Below are 14,796 nucleotides of genomic sequence, written 5' to 3' on the forward strand. Positions count from 1 at the left end.
GAAACCGGATGCCGCGACAGGCACCGCGCGGGAGACTTTCGTGAAGATCACGTCGCTCAACAAGGCAACGACCCAGGCTGCCGCCGTTCTTATCGGCATCACCGCGCTTTCGGGCGGCACCGGGCTGTTCATCGTTGCAAAGGAAAACAACGCGATCGCCCAGCAGGCGGCCGCCGCGGGCCTGCTCCAGAACCATATGGAAGCGGACATGATGCACGACGCGGTCCGCGCGGACGTGCTCGCCGCGCTGGTCGGCGGCGACGACGCCGCGCGCAAGCAGACGCTCGATGATCTCAAGGATCATCTCGGCACGCTTTCCCGGACGATCAACGAGGATGCCGCCTTCCAGGGCATCGACAGCATCGTAGCTGCGACGAGCAAGCTCAAGGCGCCGATGGACGCCTATGCCGCCGCCGCGCAGAAGATCGTCGATACCGCCGCCAGCGATCCCCTCGCCGCCCGCGCGCAGATGCCCGGCTTCATGGACCAGTTCCGCGCGCTCGAGAAATCGATGGAAAGCGCTTCGGAAGCGATCGAGGGCCATGCAAAGGAAGTCGCCTCCAGCTCGGCCACGCTCGGCACGGTGGCGATGATCGTCCTGTTCCTCACGCTGCTGGCGGGCATGGCCGCCGCATTCCTGCTGGCCCAGGCCGCACGCCGCTTGCTCGTCCGCCCGCTGCTCGACCTTGCCGACACCATGCGCGCGCTCGACAGCGGAGACCTGTCGGTCAAGGTGCCGCACGCCGCACGCGAAGACGAACTGGGCGGCATGGCCCAGGCGATCGATGCCTTCCGCGACAAGCTCAAGGCCGCCGAGGAAGCCAAGGAAGCACAGACCAAGCTGATCGTCGAAACGATCGGCACCAGCCTCGACGCGATGGCACGGGGCGACCTCAGCGTCGAGATCGATGCCGAGCTCACCGGTCCGTTCGCCGCGCTCAAGCGCAGCTTCAACGATGCCGCGCACGGCCTCCGATCGCTGATCGGCACGGTTGTCACCGGCACCGAGAATATCCGCACCGGCGCCAATGAGATCGCCTCCGCTTCCGAGGATCTCGCCCGCCGTACCGAACGCAATGCCGCAACGCTCGAAGAGACCAATGCCGCGGTCAATGCGATCGATCACCGCCTCAAGTCGATCGCGCTCTCGGCCAACGAGACGCTGTCGCGCGCCGATGGCGCCATCGCCGTGGTCGGTACCGGCCGCGCGATCGCCGACGAAGCGGTGCAGGCGATGACCCGGGTCAGCGAAAGCGCCAAGGGCATCGACTCGGTTATCGAGGGGCTGGACAAGATCGCCTTCCAGACCCGCGTTCTCGCGATGAACGCCGCCGTCGAAGCCGGCCGCGCCGGTGAGGCAGGCCGCGGCTTCGCAGTGGTCGCCGATCTCGTCTCCGCGCTCGCCATGCGCGCCGAGGAAGAAGCCGGCCGCGCCCGCGACCAACTCACCCATACCCAGGCCGAAGTCGTCACCGCGGTCGACGCCGTGATGAAGGTCGATGGCGCGCTTGCCGATATCTCGGGCGATGTCGGCCAGGTCCATGCCCTGATCGGCACGATGGCGGAGGACAACAACGCCCAGAGCCATGCGATCAGCCAGGTCAGCGAAGCGATCGGCGACATGGATCGCGGCACCCAGCAGAACGCCGCGATGGTCGAGGAAACCTCGGCAGCCGCGCGCAACCTCACCCAGGAAGTGGACTCGCTGGCGGACAGTGCCGCGAACTTCACGATCGACGCCCCGCACGGCCACCGCGCCGCGCCGCAGCGCCAGGTCGTGAACGGCACCACCGTGCACTAGGTTCAGGCCATACCGGAAAATGAGAAGAGCCGGCGCGGTATCCACCACGCCGGCTCTCTTCGTTTCAGCGCTCAGCGGGCGATCAGAACTTCACCTTCACGCCGAACTTTCCGGTGAAGCTGTAGTCTTCATACTGCAGCAGCCGCTGGCCACCCTGGAAGTTGCGATAGGCGAAATAGGGCTCGTTGGTCAGGTTGATCAGGTCGCCGAACACCTGGACGTTCTTGGTCACCCAGTATTTGGCGCTGATGTCGAGCTGGAAGTGGTTGTCGACATAGCGGTCCTCGCTCGCATCGTCGCCCAGCTCGTCCAGATACTTGTCGCGATAGGTGCCGGCGACGCGGAACGAGACCGCCCCCTTCTCATAGCCGAGCACCACGTTGAACGTATTGCGCGAAGACGAAGGCAGCGAGATTCGGCGCGGATCGCCGATATCGCCATCCTCCAGCACCGTGCCCTTGGCATCGGTGAAGGTGTAGTTGATCTGGGTCAGCAGCCCGCTGAGTACGCCCGGCAGGAAGCTGTAGACCTGGCTGTAGCTGAACTCGATGCCGTCGATACGTGCGCTCGGCCCGTTGTATGGCACCTGCGCCTCGTCGAGCACGCCGCCGTTATAGGCATAGTCCTCATACACGCGATCGACGATGTAGTTCTTGATATCCTTGTGGAAATAGCCAAGCGAGATGCCGCCGCCCTTGCCGAAATAATATTCGGCCGCGGCATCGAAGTTCCAGGCTTCATAAGGCTTGAGGTTCGGGTTTCCGAACTCGCCCTCATTGTCCTCGATCACCACGCGCGGGGCGAGCTTCGAGAATTTCGGGCGCACCAGGCTGCGATAGCCGGCAGCGCGCAGGACGAGGCCATTGGTCGGCTCGAAACGCGCGGTCAGGCTGGGCAGCCAGTCGGTATAGCTGCGGGTGACGCGGATCGGCGTGACCGTCTCGTCATCCAGGTTCAGTTCCTGGCCCTGGATGTCGTTATAGGTGTGCTCCATACGCACGCCGGCGATCAGACGGATCTTCGAACTGTCCCAGCGTGCGAGCAGATAGCCGGCCGAGACGTCTTCCTTCACCTTGTAGTCACTGTCGTTCGAGCTTTCGAACGTGTCGCCGTCATCCAGCTCGAACAGGCCGCTATTGTTCTTGAAATAATTGCGGAACGCGGTCTTCGACAACGCCGGCTCGATGTTCGCCAGGTCATAGTCCTGCGGACCGAGCAGATCCTTCATCGTCAGGTCGCCCGGGCCGTCATATTCATAGACGTCGATGTTCGCGTTGTAGCGCTTGGTGCGCCAGCGGAACTTGGCGCCGCCCTGCACGGTGAACTCGCCTCCGCCGGTTGCGAAGGTCCTGGCGACGTCCGCCTTGGCCGACCATTCGGTATCGACCGAGTCGCTCAGCGTGGTGCGCTCGAGCTTGTCGAACTCATATTCGCTGGCGTTGTAGAAGGCGTTGGCGCCCGCCAGGATGTTGTAGCGGGTCTTCATCGGGTTGGCATAGTCGAATGCCACGATGAAATTGTCACCGTCGTCGAACTTGCGCTCGAACGCGGCCGGATCGATCGAGCCGTTCTCGCGCTCGCTCGAACGCGCCCAGCTGCCCGAATAGTTGAGCTTCCAGCCATTGGCCTTGGTCTCGCCGCCCAGCGTGATCGACTTGATCTCCTGGCGCTCGAACCGGTCCTTCAGGTCGCGGGTGACGGTGATTTCGCCATCCTGCGAGTCGAAGGTCGCGCCGGTGGCGGTCGCGCTGGTCGGCGACTCGTCCATCTCGAAGGTCAGGCGGCGGCGATATTCCTGATCGTCGAAGCGCGAGTAGAGGCCTCGGGCATAGAGCGTCGTGGTGTCGCTGGGCTTGAAGTCGAGCGACAGCGACGAGCTGAAGCGCTGCCGCTCCACGTCATAGTCGCGATACTCCATGGTGTCGGCATAGGCCTTGCCACCATCCTCGTCCCAGCCATCCATTTCCTCGTTGTTCGTCGCGAACTTGCGCTGATAATAGGAGACACCGCCGGCGATACCGAAATTGTCGGTGATCCGCGTCGAGAAATCGAGACCGACCTTGGGCGTCACCGCCTCGCGCAGATTGTTGTAGCTGCCCTCGACCGAGACGGTCAGCAGGTCCTTCTTGCGAGCGAAGGCGCTCACCGTGTTGATCTCGATCGACGCACCGATCCTATCGGCGTCCATGTCCGGCGTCAGCGACTTCTTGACCTCGATCGACTCGATCGTGTCGCTCGAGATCACGTCGAGCGCGACCGAACGGATGTCGGATTCGGGCGAGGGCAGACGGGTACCGTTCACGGAGGTGGCGTTAAGCTCCGGATCGAGGCCGCGAACGGAGACGAAGCGCCCCTCGCCCTGATCGTTGAGGATGTTGACGCCGGGCAGGCGGCGCAGCGATTCCGCGACATTCTGGTCCGGGAACTGGCCGACCGAGTCCCGGGTGATCACGCTCTCCACGCCGTCCGCGGCGCGCTGGCGCGATAGCGAACCGAGCAGGTTGGCGCGCTGGCCCATGACGAGGATCTGGCTGCCGTCGGTGCCGAGCACCAGATTCTGCTGGGCCACGCCGTTCTCGGGCACGACGATCTTCTCGTCGCGGGCCGGCACGCCGGCGAACTCGGCGCGCAGCGTATAGGTGCCGGCCGGCACATCGGAGAAGCGAAAGCTGCCCGAAGCGTCAGCCTCGGTGGTCCGGCCCAGCTCGACGATGGTGACGCGCGCACCCTGGAGGTTGCGGGTTCCGCTCGCTTCCGAGACGTTGCCGGTCACGTCATTGGCATAAGCGGATACCGGCACGGCGAAGAGCACCGCGCCAAACATCAGGCGCGTGCGGAAGGACGGTTTGCGAGACATCGGAATTCAACCCCCATCAGGAATGCGGGGGCCGCGTTGCAACCGATCATGAACGGTACATTGCGTCTCGGCGACACTTCAATGACATGAGGGCCAGCTATCTGATTTCCATAGACTCTTTTCGTCACCCGCCCCTGTGCGAAATGTTGCGGCGCAACAGTATCAGGCGATCCGGAAACATTTCGCCGGCGTCACGCCCGTTGCACAGCCGCCCCGCTCCCCTTATCTCCGCGCGCATGTCGACCGAACTCTACGACCTCACCGTCCCCGTCTTCCTGCGTGGCTTCAAGGCCATGTCGGCGTTCCTCGAAAAGGCACGCATCTGGGCGGACGAGAACAGCATCCCGCATGCCGAGCTGCTCGAAGCGCGCCTTGCCGACGACATGGCGCCGCTGAGCTCGCAGATCCAGCGCGTCAGCGACGGCGCCAAGTTCGCCCTCGCCCGGCTCGGCCAGCTCGAGGCACCGGCGATGGCGGATACCGAGACCAGCTTCGATGAGCTGCAGGCCCGCATCGCCGCGACCGTGGCCTTCCTCAAGTCGGTCCCGCGCGAAGCGGTCGACGGGCGCGAGGACGCTGATATCGAAGTGAAGACGCCGAACCGCAGCTTCCACTTCAAGGGCCTGCCCTACGTCACCACCTTCGCGCTGCCGAACTTCTACTTCCACATCACCACCGCCTACGCGATCCTGCGCCACAAGGGGGCGCCGCTCGGCAAGATGGACTTCCTGGGCGGCATCTGATGGTCCGGATCGCGGTGATCGGCGCGGGCGCCATCGGCGGCACCCTCGCCGCCTGGCTCGCCCAGAGCCATGACGTGACGGTCTGCGCCCGCTCGCCGCTCGCCGACCTGGAGGTCGAGACGCTCGAAGGCGTGATACAGGCTACCCCGCGCATCCTCACCGATCCCGCGGAGGCGACCCAAGTCGACTGGGTGCTCTGCACCACAAAGACCTATGACTGCCCCGCCGCGGCCGCCTGGCTGCCCGGGCTGATGGGCCCCACCACCCGCCTGGCGGTGATCCAGAACGGCGTCGAGCAGCGCGAGCGCTTCCCCCAGGTCCCCGCCCAGCGCACCGTGCCGGTCATCATCGACCTGCCCGCCGAGCGCACTGCGCCGGGCCGCATCATCCAGCGCCGTGAGGGCACCATCCATGTGCCCGAGGGCGAAGCCGGCGAGGCGCTGGTCGCGCTGTTCACCGACACGCCGATCGACGCCCAGACCACGCCGGACTTCCTCACCGCCGCCTGGCGCAAGCTCGCGATCAACTGCTCGGGCATCGTCAGTGCCATCACCCACCGCCCCGCCGAAGTCGCCAATGACGAAGGCGCGGCGGAAGTGATGCGGGCGCTGGTCCGTGAGTGCATCGCGGTCGGCCGGGCCGAGGGTGCCGACCTGCCCGACAAGCTCGCCGACCAGGTGGTGAAGTGGACCACGCTCGCCCACCCGCAATCGGTCAACTCGCTCCACGCCGATTTCGAAGCCGGCCGCCAGACCGAAGTCGATGCCCGCAACCAGGTCATCGTCCGCCTCGGCGCGAAGCACGGCATCGACGCGCCGATGAACCGGGCGCTCGCATCAATACTGATCGCCGCTTCCACCCGTCCTTAACCGTTTCGGGGGCAGAACCCGGCCATGGAAGCCGGAGTTCGCGCCTTGTTGCTTAACCGGAGCGTCTGGTTCGTCGTCCTGCTGGCGATGGCCGGGCTGTATGGCATCTTTGCGTTCGACATCTTCCGCGACGAGACCTCGTCGGTCACCGACCGCAAGCTGCGGATCGAGCTGGACGAGTTCCTGCTCTTCGCATCGGCACTCATCCTGTTGCTCTTCAGCTATGGACTGAACCAGCACCGCGCGCGTGGGCGCGAGCGAGACCGCCGCATCGCGGCGGAGCGCAGCGCGCGCGACCTAGGCTATCACGACGCGCTCACCGGCATGCCCAATCGCCGCGCCTTCGACGAAGCGCTCGGCAAGCTCACGCCGAGCGGGCTCCATGCCGTGCTGATGCTCGACCTCAACGGGTTCAAGGCGATCAACGACACCCATGGCCACGGCGCCGGTGACGCCCTGCTGCGCGTCGTCGCCGATCGCATCGCCGGCGCGGTACGCGAGGGCGACACCGCCGCGCGGCTGGGCGGCGACGAGTTCGCGGTCATCACCCCCGGCCTCGCCAATCCCGAGATCGCCAGGGTCATCGCGGGCCGGCTCGCGGAGAGCATTGCCCGCCCGGTCTTCGTCGAAGGGCGCACGCTGCATGTCGGCACCGGCATCGGCATCGCCCTGTCGCGCGCCGAGAAGCTCGGCCCGGCGGAACTGACCCGCCGCGCCGACCTTGCCCTCTACGCCGCCAAGCGCAGCGAAGGCGTGCCCTGGCGGGTCTACGGGCCGGAGCTCGAGGCGTAGCCATAGCTCCAGCCCGGGCAGTCTTGCCCAGCCCGTTGAACTTGCTGGCCGAAGCGCGATAGGGGCCAGCCAGCAACGATGGAGCTGCGCCCATGATCAGAATCATCTGCGTCGATGCCGATGACACGCTGTGGCACAATATGCGTCACTTCAACGCCGCGCTGCAGGCGTTTCAGGCATTACTCCTGCCATTCGCCGAAGCGTCCGTGACGCAGGCCGCCCTGGATGAAGCGGAGAACCGGAATCGCCACGCCTATGGCTATGGCGCGAAAGGCTTCACGCTGGCGATGATCGAGACGGCGATGGAAGTTGCGGGCGATGCTTTCTCCCGGGACCTCGTAGCCCATATCCTTGACGCCGGGCGGATGCTGCTGACCCATCCCGTCGAGTTGTTCGACGGCATCGACCATACATTGCGCGCGCTGAAGGAACGCGGGGATCTGATCCTGGTGACCAAGGGCGACCTGCTGCACCAGGAAACGAAACTGGCCGCGTCCGGCCTCGGCGACCTTTTCACCGGGGTTGAGATCGTCAGCGACAAAACCGAGCAGACCTTCCAGAGGCTCTTCGCGAAATATGATGTCGCGCCCGGCGAATGCATCATGGCGGGCGACTCTATGCGATCCGATGTTCTGGCACCGCTGAACGCTGGCGCCTGGGCCGCCTATATTCCCCAGGAGGGTGCGTGGGCCCATGAAGTTGCGGATCGACCGAGCGAGCAAGGCCGCTTCAGGCAGCTTTCGAAGCTGTCCGAACTGATCGGGTGGATAGACGAGATCAACCGAACCGCCTCGAGCAACTGAACCCTGCTGCCGGCGCCCGGCTTCTCAGAGCTCCACGATCCGCGTCCCCAGCCGCACCGCCTCGTCCCGGTCGTGCGTCACCATCAGGATCGGCAGCCGCACTTCGTCGCGCAGGCGCTCGATCAGCGTCATGATCTCCTCGCGCCGCGCCCTATCGAGCGAGGACAGGGGCTCGTCGAGCAGCAGGAAGCGCGGATCGGAGAGCAGCGCCCGCCCGATCGCCACACGCCGCGCCTCGCCGCCCGAAAGCGTACGCGGCCAGCGGTCGAGCAGGTGGGCGATGCCGAGCAGCGCAATCGTCTCTTCCACGTCCAGCCCGGCCTCGTCGCGCCGGCCATAGAGCAGGTTCGCCCGTACCCGCAGGTGCGGGAACAGCCGCGGTTCCTGGAAGACATAGCCGGCGCGGCGCTCGGCTACCGGTACGTCGATTGCAGCCGTCGCATCGAACAGCGTTTCGCCCGCCACCCGCACATGCCCGGCATCAGGCTCGATCAGCCCGGCAACCATGTTGAGCACGCTGGTCTTGCCCGCGCCGGAGGGGCCGAACAGCACGGTGAGCCCGTCGCCCGCCTCGATCCGGCAGGCGATCTCGGCCTCGCCGATCCGCTTGGTCAGCGCGATGTCAAAGGACATGCAGCCCCCTGCCCGCGCGCCGCGCGATCAGCTCCGAGGCAAGCAAGGCCGCCAGCGAGAGCAGTACCGAGATGCCCGCCAGCCGCAGCACCATCGCCTCTCCGCCCGGCACCTGGAGCGCGGCATAGATGGCGAGCGGAAGGGTCTGTGTCTCCCCCGGCACGTTCGACACGAAGGTGATCGTCGCGCCGAACTCGCCCAGCGCCCGCGCAAAGCCCAATACCGTGCCGGCCAGCACGCCCGGCAGGCTGAGCGGCAGGGTCACGCTGGTGAACACCCGCCAGCGCCCGGCACCCAGCGTCGCCGCGGCCTGCTCCAACCGCCGGTCGACCGCCTCGATCGACAGCCGCATCGCCCGCACCATCAGCGGCAGCGCCATCACCGCGCTCGCAATTGCCGCCCCGGTCCATCGGAACAGCACCGAGACACCAAACCAGCTCTCCAGCCAGCTCCCGATCGGCCCGGCGGGGGCGAAGGCGAGCAGCAGCAGCCAGCCTGTGACGACAGGCGGCACCACCAGAGGCAGGTGTACCAGCCCGTCGAGCAGCAGCTTGCCCGGAAACCGCCCACGCGCCAGCAGCCAGGCCAGCGCGAACGCCACCGGCAGGCATGCGAGCACCGCCACCCCGCCCACCTTCAGCGATAGCCAGACAATGCCCCAGAGCTCGGGGGTCATCGGGTAAACTCGCCTGGGGCCGGGGAATCAGGCATCCCCGCGCTTCACCGGGAACTTCAGGATGCCGAAGCCGACGGCGAACCCTATCAGCAGCCCGATCGCCATATTGTCGATGAGCGCGCCCAGGATGATGCCGCCAAACACGCCCGCGGCGAACCCGATCGAACCGTTTCTGCTCATCAAATGCCCCCGCGATCGGCTCCATGCCGCGAATGGGCCACTAAAGGCGAAGCCAGGGCCCCGGGTCAACCGAGCGACCTTCCTCTAAAGCGGCCGGAACCCGAAGCGACGGAAGATCGCCTTGCCCTCGCCGCTCAGCAGGAAGCGGCGGAACGGCTCGGCGTCCGGGCTGGTCGAGGCCTTGAGCCGCGCCAGCGGGTAGCGGATCGGCGGATGGCTACGCTCGGTGAAGATCGCGGCGATCCGGACCTTGCCAGATGCCTGGGCGTCGGTCGCGTAGACGATCCCGCGCGGCACGACACCCCTCTCGACCAGCGCGAGTGCGGCGCGCACGCTCTCGGCACGCACGATATTGGGCTCGACCGCCGCCCAGCGCCCGCCGCTCTCGAGCGCCGCCTTGGCATAGCGCCCTGCCGGCACGGCATCGGGATCGGCAATCGCCACGCGGGTCTTGCCCAGCGCGCGCAGCTCGTCCTGGGGCCGGGCGAGCGGCGCGCCGGCCGGGGCGACGATCACCAGCCGGTTGCCGAGGAACGGCGTGCGGGTGCCCGGCACGATCAGCCCGCTCTTCTCGATATCGTCCATCCAGGGTTCGTCGGCCGATGCGAACAGATCGGCGGCGGCGCCGGCCGCGATCTGCCGGGCCAGCGCCGAGCTTGCCGCGAAGGAGCAGACCGGCCGGACATGGCCCTTGCGCGCCCAAGCATCGGCCGCGGCGGTCATCGATTCCTGCAGGCTGGCGGCGGCCAGCACCAACGGCGCCTGCGCAGCCCGTGCGGTAGGCGGCCCGGCCAGCGTCACCGCTCCGATACCGGCGAGCAGCGCCCGCCGGTCGATCCCTGGGTTGGTCGTCATGCCCCCTGCCTGACAGTCGCCGGGCGGGGAGGCAAGGCCCTCACTTGAGACGCAGCGCCTTGCGGACATCGGCCCAGCGTACCAGCTTGAAATTCTGCGCGGCGGGGGCGTTGTCGCCGTCCTGCGCAAGCATCAGCCCGCCCTGGAGACCCGAACCGAAGCCGGCGGTGGAGACTTCGATGCCATCGGTCTCGCTGGTCGCACCGAATTTGCCGGCGGTGATCCGGAAACGCCCGGCATAGGCCAGGTCAGGCAGCCGCCATAGGCCATACGCGCTGTCACCTTGGCTCGAGACGACCAGATAGCCGCCCCGCGTGCCCTGGACGGCAATCGCCACGCCTTCGACATCGGCAACCAGCGTCTTGCCGTCGGCTGCGATCACCTTCTCGCCGCCAAGGGCATCACGGGAGTTCGCGCCGAAGCGCCAGACGCCGACATCCTCCTCGCCGACGTAGAGCAGGCCGGTACGATCGTCCGCGACACAGCCTTCGGACTGGGTTGCAAGCTTCATCGTGCGCACCCGGTCCGCCTTGATCGCCCCGCCCTCGGGCAGGATCTCCATCTGCACGATCGTGCCGGCCTTGTGGACGACAAAGGCGTACAGCTTGCCGCCGCGCGGCGCGTACATGCACAGGCCATAGGCTTCGCCGGCACCGGCATCGAAACGGCCGATCTCGGTGAGCTTCGCCGCCTTGGTATCGAGCGTATAGAGCGCCAGCTTCGCGTTCGCCTTGTCGTTGCGGTCGCTGGCCGCGACGATCACCTGCCCGCGCCAGCTGCGCAGGTCGACATTGTTGACCCGGCCAGCCGGCAGGGTCGAACGGAGCTTGCCGGACAGGTCATAGACGTTGAGCCCCGCCTTCTTGTCGGTCGCGACGATCAGGCTTTGCCGCGGATCGCGGGCATTGCGCCAGATCGCAGGATCGTCCGCGGCATCCTCAAGGCTCGCCACCGCCACCGTCTCGCCAACCGCATGAACCTGCGCGGTCGGCACGTTCTGCGCGGCAGGCGCAGTCTGAAGCAGCATCAGCGTGGCAAGCAACATGGTATCCCCCTTCAAGTCCGCTCGGGCCTTTATGAAGCGATTGAGACGCTTGGGTTACACTTCGTGACCAGGGTGTTGCGACTGGCGCCCGCCCGGCCCCCTCGATAGGCTGCGACGTCAGGGGGAACGAATCACGTGATCATCGGCATCGATCTTGGCACCACCAACAGTGCCGTCGCGATTTGGCGCGACGGGGAATCCGTGCTCATTCCCAATGCGATCGGTGACCTGCTGACTCCTTCCGCCGTATCGGTTGACGAGAGCGGCGCGGTGATGGTCGGCATGGCCGCGCGCGAGCGCCAGTCCACCCATCCTCGCGACACCGTCACCGCCTTCAAGCGCTATATGGGCACTCAGCAAACGGTGACTCTGGGCAAGCGCAAGTTCGATTCGGAGGAGCTGTCGGCCCTCGTCCTGCGCCAGCTCAAGGCCGATGCGGAAGCCTTTACCGGCGAGAAGGTGACCGGCGCGGTCGTCACCGTCCCCGCCTATTTCAACGATCGCCAGCGCAAGGCCACCCGCCGCGCCGGCGAGCTGGCGGGACTCAAGGTCGAGCGGCTGGTCAACGAGCCGACTGCGGCCGCGCTCGCCTTCGGCATCCAGACGCGCGAGCAGGAGCCGTTCCTGGTCTTCGACCTCGGCGGCGGCACGTTCGACGTATCGATCGTCGAAGTGTTCGAGGGCGTGGTCGAGGTCCGCGCATCTTCGGGCGACAACCGGCTGGGCGGCGAGGATTTCAACGAGCTGCTCGTCCAGCATGTCCGCCCGAAGCTCGATCCGGCGGGCAAGCTCGCCGGCGCCGATCCGGTGGTGTTGCAGGAACTGCTCCGCGCCGCCGCCGAGCGCACCCGCCGCAAGCTCAGCGAAGGCGACGAGGCCGAGTTCGCCATCGTCTGGCAGGGCGAGCAGTTCGCGACCAACGTCACCTCCGCCGATTTCGAAACCGCCGCCGAGCCGCTGCTCAAGCGACTGCGCGATCCGGTGCTGCGCTCGCTGCGCGATTCCAGCATCCGGGTCGAGGCGCTGAGCGAGATCGTCCTGGTCGGCGGCTCCACTCGCATGCCGGTGGTCCGCCGCGCGATCACCCGCATGTTCGGCCGCTTCCCGAATGCGACGGTGCATCCGGATCACGCCGTGGCCCTAGGCGCCGCGGTCCAGGCCGGGCTGCTCGCCCGCTCGGAAGCGCTGGAGGAAGTGCGCCTCACCGACGTCTGCCCCTTCACCCTGGGCGTCGACCATGCCGAGCCGGACGGGCGCGGCGGCTGGCGCACCGGGCTGTTCTCGCCGATCATCGATCGCAACACCGCGATCCCGGCGAGCCGGGTGAACTACTACAACACCGTCTCGGACAATCAGCGCGAGCTGCGCTTCGGCATCTATCAGGGAGAGGCCCGCGAGGTCTCCGGCAACGTCAAGCTCGGCGAAGTCCGCGTGCCTATCCCGCCCAGACCTGCGGGCGAGGTCGTCGTCGAGTGCCGCTTCAGCTATGATACCAGCGGTCTGCTGGAAGTGGATGTCAACGTCCCCGGCACCAGCACCAGCCGCAACCTGGTCATCATGGACGACGCCGATCCACTGACCGACTCCCAGCTTGCCACCCGCCGCGATGCGCTCGCAGCGCTCAAGCAGCACCCGCGCGACGAGAGCGAGAACATGGCCGTGCTTGCCCGCGCCGCCCGCTGCTACGAGGGCTTTATCGGCGACCGCCGCGACGCCGTTGGCCATTGGATCGGCGTGTTCGAGAATGCGCTGGCCACCCAGGATCCGCGCACCATCAAGGAAGCGCGCGCCCGGCTGGTAGAGGCGCTGGACGAGATCGAGGGCGAGCGCTTCCTGTGAACCGCGGCGGACCGGCATGGCGCACGCTCGGCATCGAGCCGACGGACGACACTCGCGCGATCCGCCGCGCCTATGCGGCGAAGCTCAAGGCGATCGATGTCGATCGTGACCCTCAGGCCTTCATCGCGCTGCGCGAAGCGTTCGAGCAGGCGCAGAGCGAAGCGCAGTGGCTACGATATGAGCAGGAGGAGGACGAAGAGGCCGAGGCCGAAACTGCCCAGGCCGAAGCCAGTCGTCCCGACCAAGCGCTATCCGAGCCGGAAGAGGATCCCGACGAATGGGACGATGAGCCCGGCATCGAGATCAACTTCGACGCGTGGGAACGCGATCCACTCGCCGCCGAGATCGCCTTCGCTCCACCGGCGCCCAATCCCTGGGCGCCACCTACACCGGAGGACTATGACGATCATGCCCGCGCTCTGGCCGGGCTGTTGCTCGGCGAGCATGCGGAGCAATGGCCGAGCCCGGAAGAGACCGAGGCGATGCTCGCCCACTGGCAGCGCATCACCCGCGACCCGCGCATGCAGGAAATGTCCTTCTATGCCGACGCGGAGAACTGGTTCGCCGACCTGATCGCCCGCGCCGTCCCCTTCTCGGATCCGCTCGTTGCATCGGTGGCCGACCATTTCGGCTGGATGAGTGCCGCCGGCGAGATCAGCCAGTCGCCCGCGATCGCCTATGTCGTGCGCCGCCGCCAGTCGCTCGACTTCTTCGAGGCGGTCCGCGCGCCATCGCATCCACTCCACGCGGCATGGCGCGAACTGACCAGGCCAGCCCACGAGAAGTCCCGTCGGGGCTGGGTGCGCGGAAAGAGGGTCCGCGAACTGCTCGCCACGGTCCGCACCCATTATCCAGAGCTGGAGGCCAATTTCGACTCCTATCGCGTCGAAATGTGGGAGCCGACATCCCGCAGCGGCGGCTGGAACTGGACCGGCATGATCGTCGTCTGGATCCTGATCTCGCTGCTCCACTTCGCCAACAGCCAGTGCAAGGAACAGAACCGCTTCGCCCCGATCCCCGGCGTCGAGGCGCCGGTGATTCCCGAGACGCTGGGCAACGAGCGGGTCGATATCGATCGCGTACTCGAGGCGCTGTACGAACGCAATCTCGACATTGCGACGATCGAGGACAAGAACCCCGAACTCTATGTCGCGCTGATGACGTACTGGAAGGATTCGTTCCTGCGGAAGGACAGCTGGGTCAACTTCACCAACGGCATGATCCCGTTGCTGAACGCGCGCGTCCAGGCGGGCATTCCCGGCGCGCCCCTGCCGCTGCTGCGCGACTATCACCGCCTCGCGCTCGACCGCGCCCTGGCGCTGCGCGCCGTCAGCCCCGACGTCTGCGCCAATTATTTCGCCGGCAAGGACTATGACGGCAGCAAGCTTCCCAAGAACCTGGCGGAACGCAACCGTGCGATCATGGCGCGGATACTCCTCGCCACCCGTGCCGGGCCCGACGGCAAATCGACGCCGTCGCCGGAGCCCTCAGCCGGCCAGACCAAGACGTTCAACGTCCCGGGCTTCATCATGGAGAAGGCATCCACCCGCGCGGGGATGACGCGCGAGCAGCTTGGCCAGGCGATGCGGTACCAGGGCAGCAACGCGCAGCAATGCAACGGGCGCATCGCCTTCATGCAGACCGTGCTGGCAGAGCCCGACGACAAGGTCGGCAAGCTGTTGCGCACGCTGTAAATGGGCGAG

General features: G+C 66.6%; 13 protein-coding genes. 7 read left to right on the plus strand and 6 right to left on the minus strand.

Translation table 11 applies throughout. The features are described 5' to 3' along the window. Positions 1-40: 40 nt before the first annotated feature. Positions 41-1,801 (plus strand): methyl-accepting chemotaxis protein, encoded by a 1,761-nt coding sequence (locus O3305_RS08840; protein WP_269576061.1) that lies wholly within the window; start codon positions 41-43, stop codon positions 1,799-1,801. 82 nt (positions 1,802-1,883) lie between these two features. Here the strand turns inward: O3305_RS08840 and O3305_RS08845 are convergent, their stop codons facing one another. Further along, on the minus strand, positions 1,884-4,658 hold the full coding sequence (locus O3305_RS08845) for a TonB-dependent receptor (RefSeq protein ID WP_269576062.1): 2,775 nt from the start codon (positions 4,656-4,658) through the stop codon (positions 1,884-1,886). 236 nt (positions 4,659-4,894) lie between these two features. Here O3305_RS08845 and O3305_RS08850 point away from each other — a divergent pair, with 236 nt between their 5' ends. The 4 genes from O3305_RS08850 (at position 4,895) to O3305_RS08865 (ending at position 7,865) form a co-directional block, all read left to right on the plus strand. Then, positions 4,895-5,401, plus strand: a complete 507-nt coding sequence (locus O3305_RS08850) for a DUF1993 domain-containing protein (RefSeq protein WP_269576063.1) — start codon at positions 4,895-4,897, stop codon at positions 5,399-5,401. Further along, positions 5,401-6,270: a 2-dehydropantoate 2-reductase gene (locus O3305_RS08855; RefSeq protein WP_269576064.1), complete on the plus strand. Its 870-nt coding sequence runs from the start codon at positions 5,401-5,403 to the stop codon at positions 6,268-6,270. The genes O3305_RS08850 and O3305_RS08855 overlap by 1 nt, the downstream gene beginning before the upstream one ends. 45 nt (positions 6,271-6,315) lie before the next feature. Beyond that, positions 6,316-7,062 (plus strand): GGDEF domain-containing protein, encoded by a 747-nt coding sequence (locus O3305_RS08860; protein WP_269576065.1) that lies wholly within the window; start codon positions 6,316-6,318, stop codon positions 7,060-7,062. A gap of 92 nt (positions 7,063-7,154) precedes the next feature. After that, on the plus strand, positions 7,155-7,865 hold the full coding sequence (locus O3305_RS08865; protein ID WP_269576066.1) for an HAD family hydrolase: 711 nt from the start codon (positions 7,155-7,157) through the stop codon (positions 7,863-7,865). 24 nt (positions 7,866-7,889) lie between these two features. Here O3305_RS08865 and O3305_RS08870 read toward each other — a convergent pair whose 3' ends face one another. The 5 genes from O3305_RS08870 to O3305_RS08890 form a co-directional block, all read right to left on the minus strand. Beyond that, positions 7,890-8,498 (minus strand): ATP-binding cassette domain-containing protein, encoded by a 609-nt coding sequence (locus O3305_RS08870; protein ID WP_269576067.1) that lies wholly within the window; start codon positions 8,496-8,498, stop codon positions 7,890-7,892. Continuing rightward, on the minus strand, positions 8,488-9,174 hold the full coding sequence (gene modB, locus O3305_RS08875; protein ID WP_184168555.1) for a molybdate ABC transporter permease subunit: 687 nt from the start codon (positions 9,172-9,174) through the stop codon (positions 8,488-8,490). Before modB ends, O3305_RS08870 begins: the two co-directional genes overlap by 11 nt. 27 nt (positions 9,175-9,201) lie before the next feature. Beyond that, positions 9,202-9,354 (minus strand): hypothetical protein, encoded by a 153-nt coding sequence (locus O3305_RS08880; protein ID WP_184168556.1) that lies wholly within the window; start codon positions 9,352-9,354, stop codon positions 9,202-9,204. An 84-nt stretch (positions 9,355-9,438) separates the two neighbouring features. Then, complete coding sequence (modA, locus tag O3305_RS08885; protein WP_269576068.1) at positions 9,439-10,209, minus strand: molybdate ABC transporter substrate-binding protein; 771 nt, start codon at positions 10,207-10,209, stop codon at positions 9,439-9,441. Positions 10,210-10,249: 40 nt separating this feature from the next. Continuing rightward, a complete protein-coding gene (locus tag O3305_RS08890) occupies positions 10,250-11,254 on the minus strand; it encodes a phytase (protein ID WP_269576069.1) in 1,005 nt (334 codons plus the stop codon). A gap of 135 nt (positions 11,255-11,389) precedes the next feature. Between O3305_RS08890 and O3305_RS08895 the strand changes: the two genes are divergently transcribed. Together O3305_RS08895 and O3305_RS08900 are read left to right on the plus strand one after the other, a co-directional pair. After that, positions 11,390-13,093 (plus strand): Hsp70 family protein, encoded by a 1,704-nt coding sequence (locus tag O3305_RS08895; RefSeq protein WP_269576070.1) that lies wholly within the window; start codon positions 11,390-11,392, stop codon positions 13,091-13,093. Next, positions 13,090-14,787: a hypothetical protein gene (locus O3305_RS08900; protein ID WP_269576071.1), complete on the plus strand. Its 1,698-nt coding sequence runs from the start codon at positions 13,090-13,092 to the stop codon at positions 14,785-14,787. The genes O3305_RS08895 and O3305_RS08900 overlap by 4 nt, the downstream gene beginning before the upstream one ends. Positions 14,788-14,796: the final 9 nt, after the last annotated feature.

This window comes from Sphingomonas sp. NIBR02145, from assembly GCF_027359115.1.
Taxonomy (GTDB): domain Bacteria; phylum Pseudomonadota; class Alphaproteobacteria; order Sphingomonadales; family Sphingomonadaceae; genus Sphingomonas; species Sphingomonas kyeonggiensis_A.

Bases quoted from the DNA above. Each gene is read 5' to 3' on its own strand.
- O3305_RS08845 (WP_269576062.1), bottom strand. From the start codon at position 4,658: ATGTCTCGCAAACCGTCCTTCCGCACGCGCCTGATGTTTGGCGCGGTG.
- O3305_RS08850 (WP_269576063.1), top strand. From the start codon at position 4,895: ATGTCGACCGAACTCTACGACCTCACCGTCCCCGTCTTCCTGCGTGGC.
- O3305_RS08855 (WP_269576064.1), top strand. From the start codon at position 5,401: ATGGTCCGGATCGCGGTGATCGGCGCGGGCGCCATCGGCGGCACCCTC.
- O3305_RS08865 (WP_269576066.1), top strand. From the start codon at position 7,155: ATGATCAGAATCATCTGCGTCGATGCCGATGACACGCTGTGGCACAAT.
- O3305_RS08870 (WP_269576067.1), bottom strand. From the start codon at position 8,498: ATGTCCTTTGACATCGCGCTGACCAAGCGGATCGGCGAGGCCGAGATC.
- modB (WP_184168555.1), bottom strand. From the start codon at position 9,174: ATGACCCCCGAGCTCTGGGGCATTGTCTGGCTATCGCTGAAGGTGGGC.
- O3305_RS08880 (WP_184168556.1), bottom strand. From the start codon at position 9,354: ATGAGCAGAAACGGTTCGATCGGGTTCGCCGCGGGCGTGTTTGGCGGC.
- modA (WP_269576068.1), bottom strand. From the start codon at position 10,209: ATGACGACCAACCCAGGGATCGACCGGCGGGCGCTGCTCGCCGGTATC.
- O3305_RS08890 (WP_269576069.1), bottom strand. From the start codon at position 11,254: ATGTTGCTTGCCACGCTGATGCTGCTTCAGACTGCGCCTGCCGCGCAG.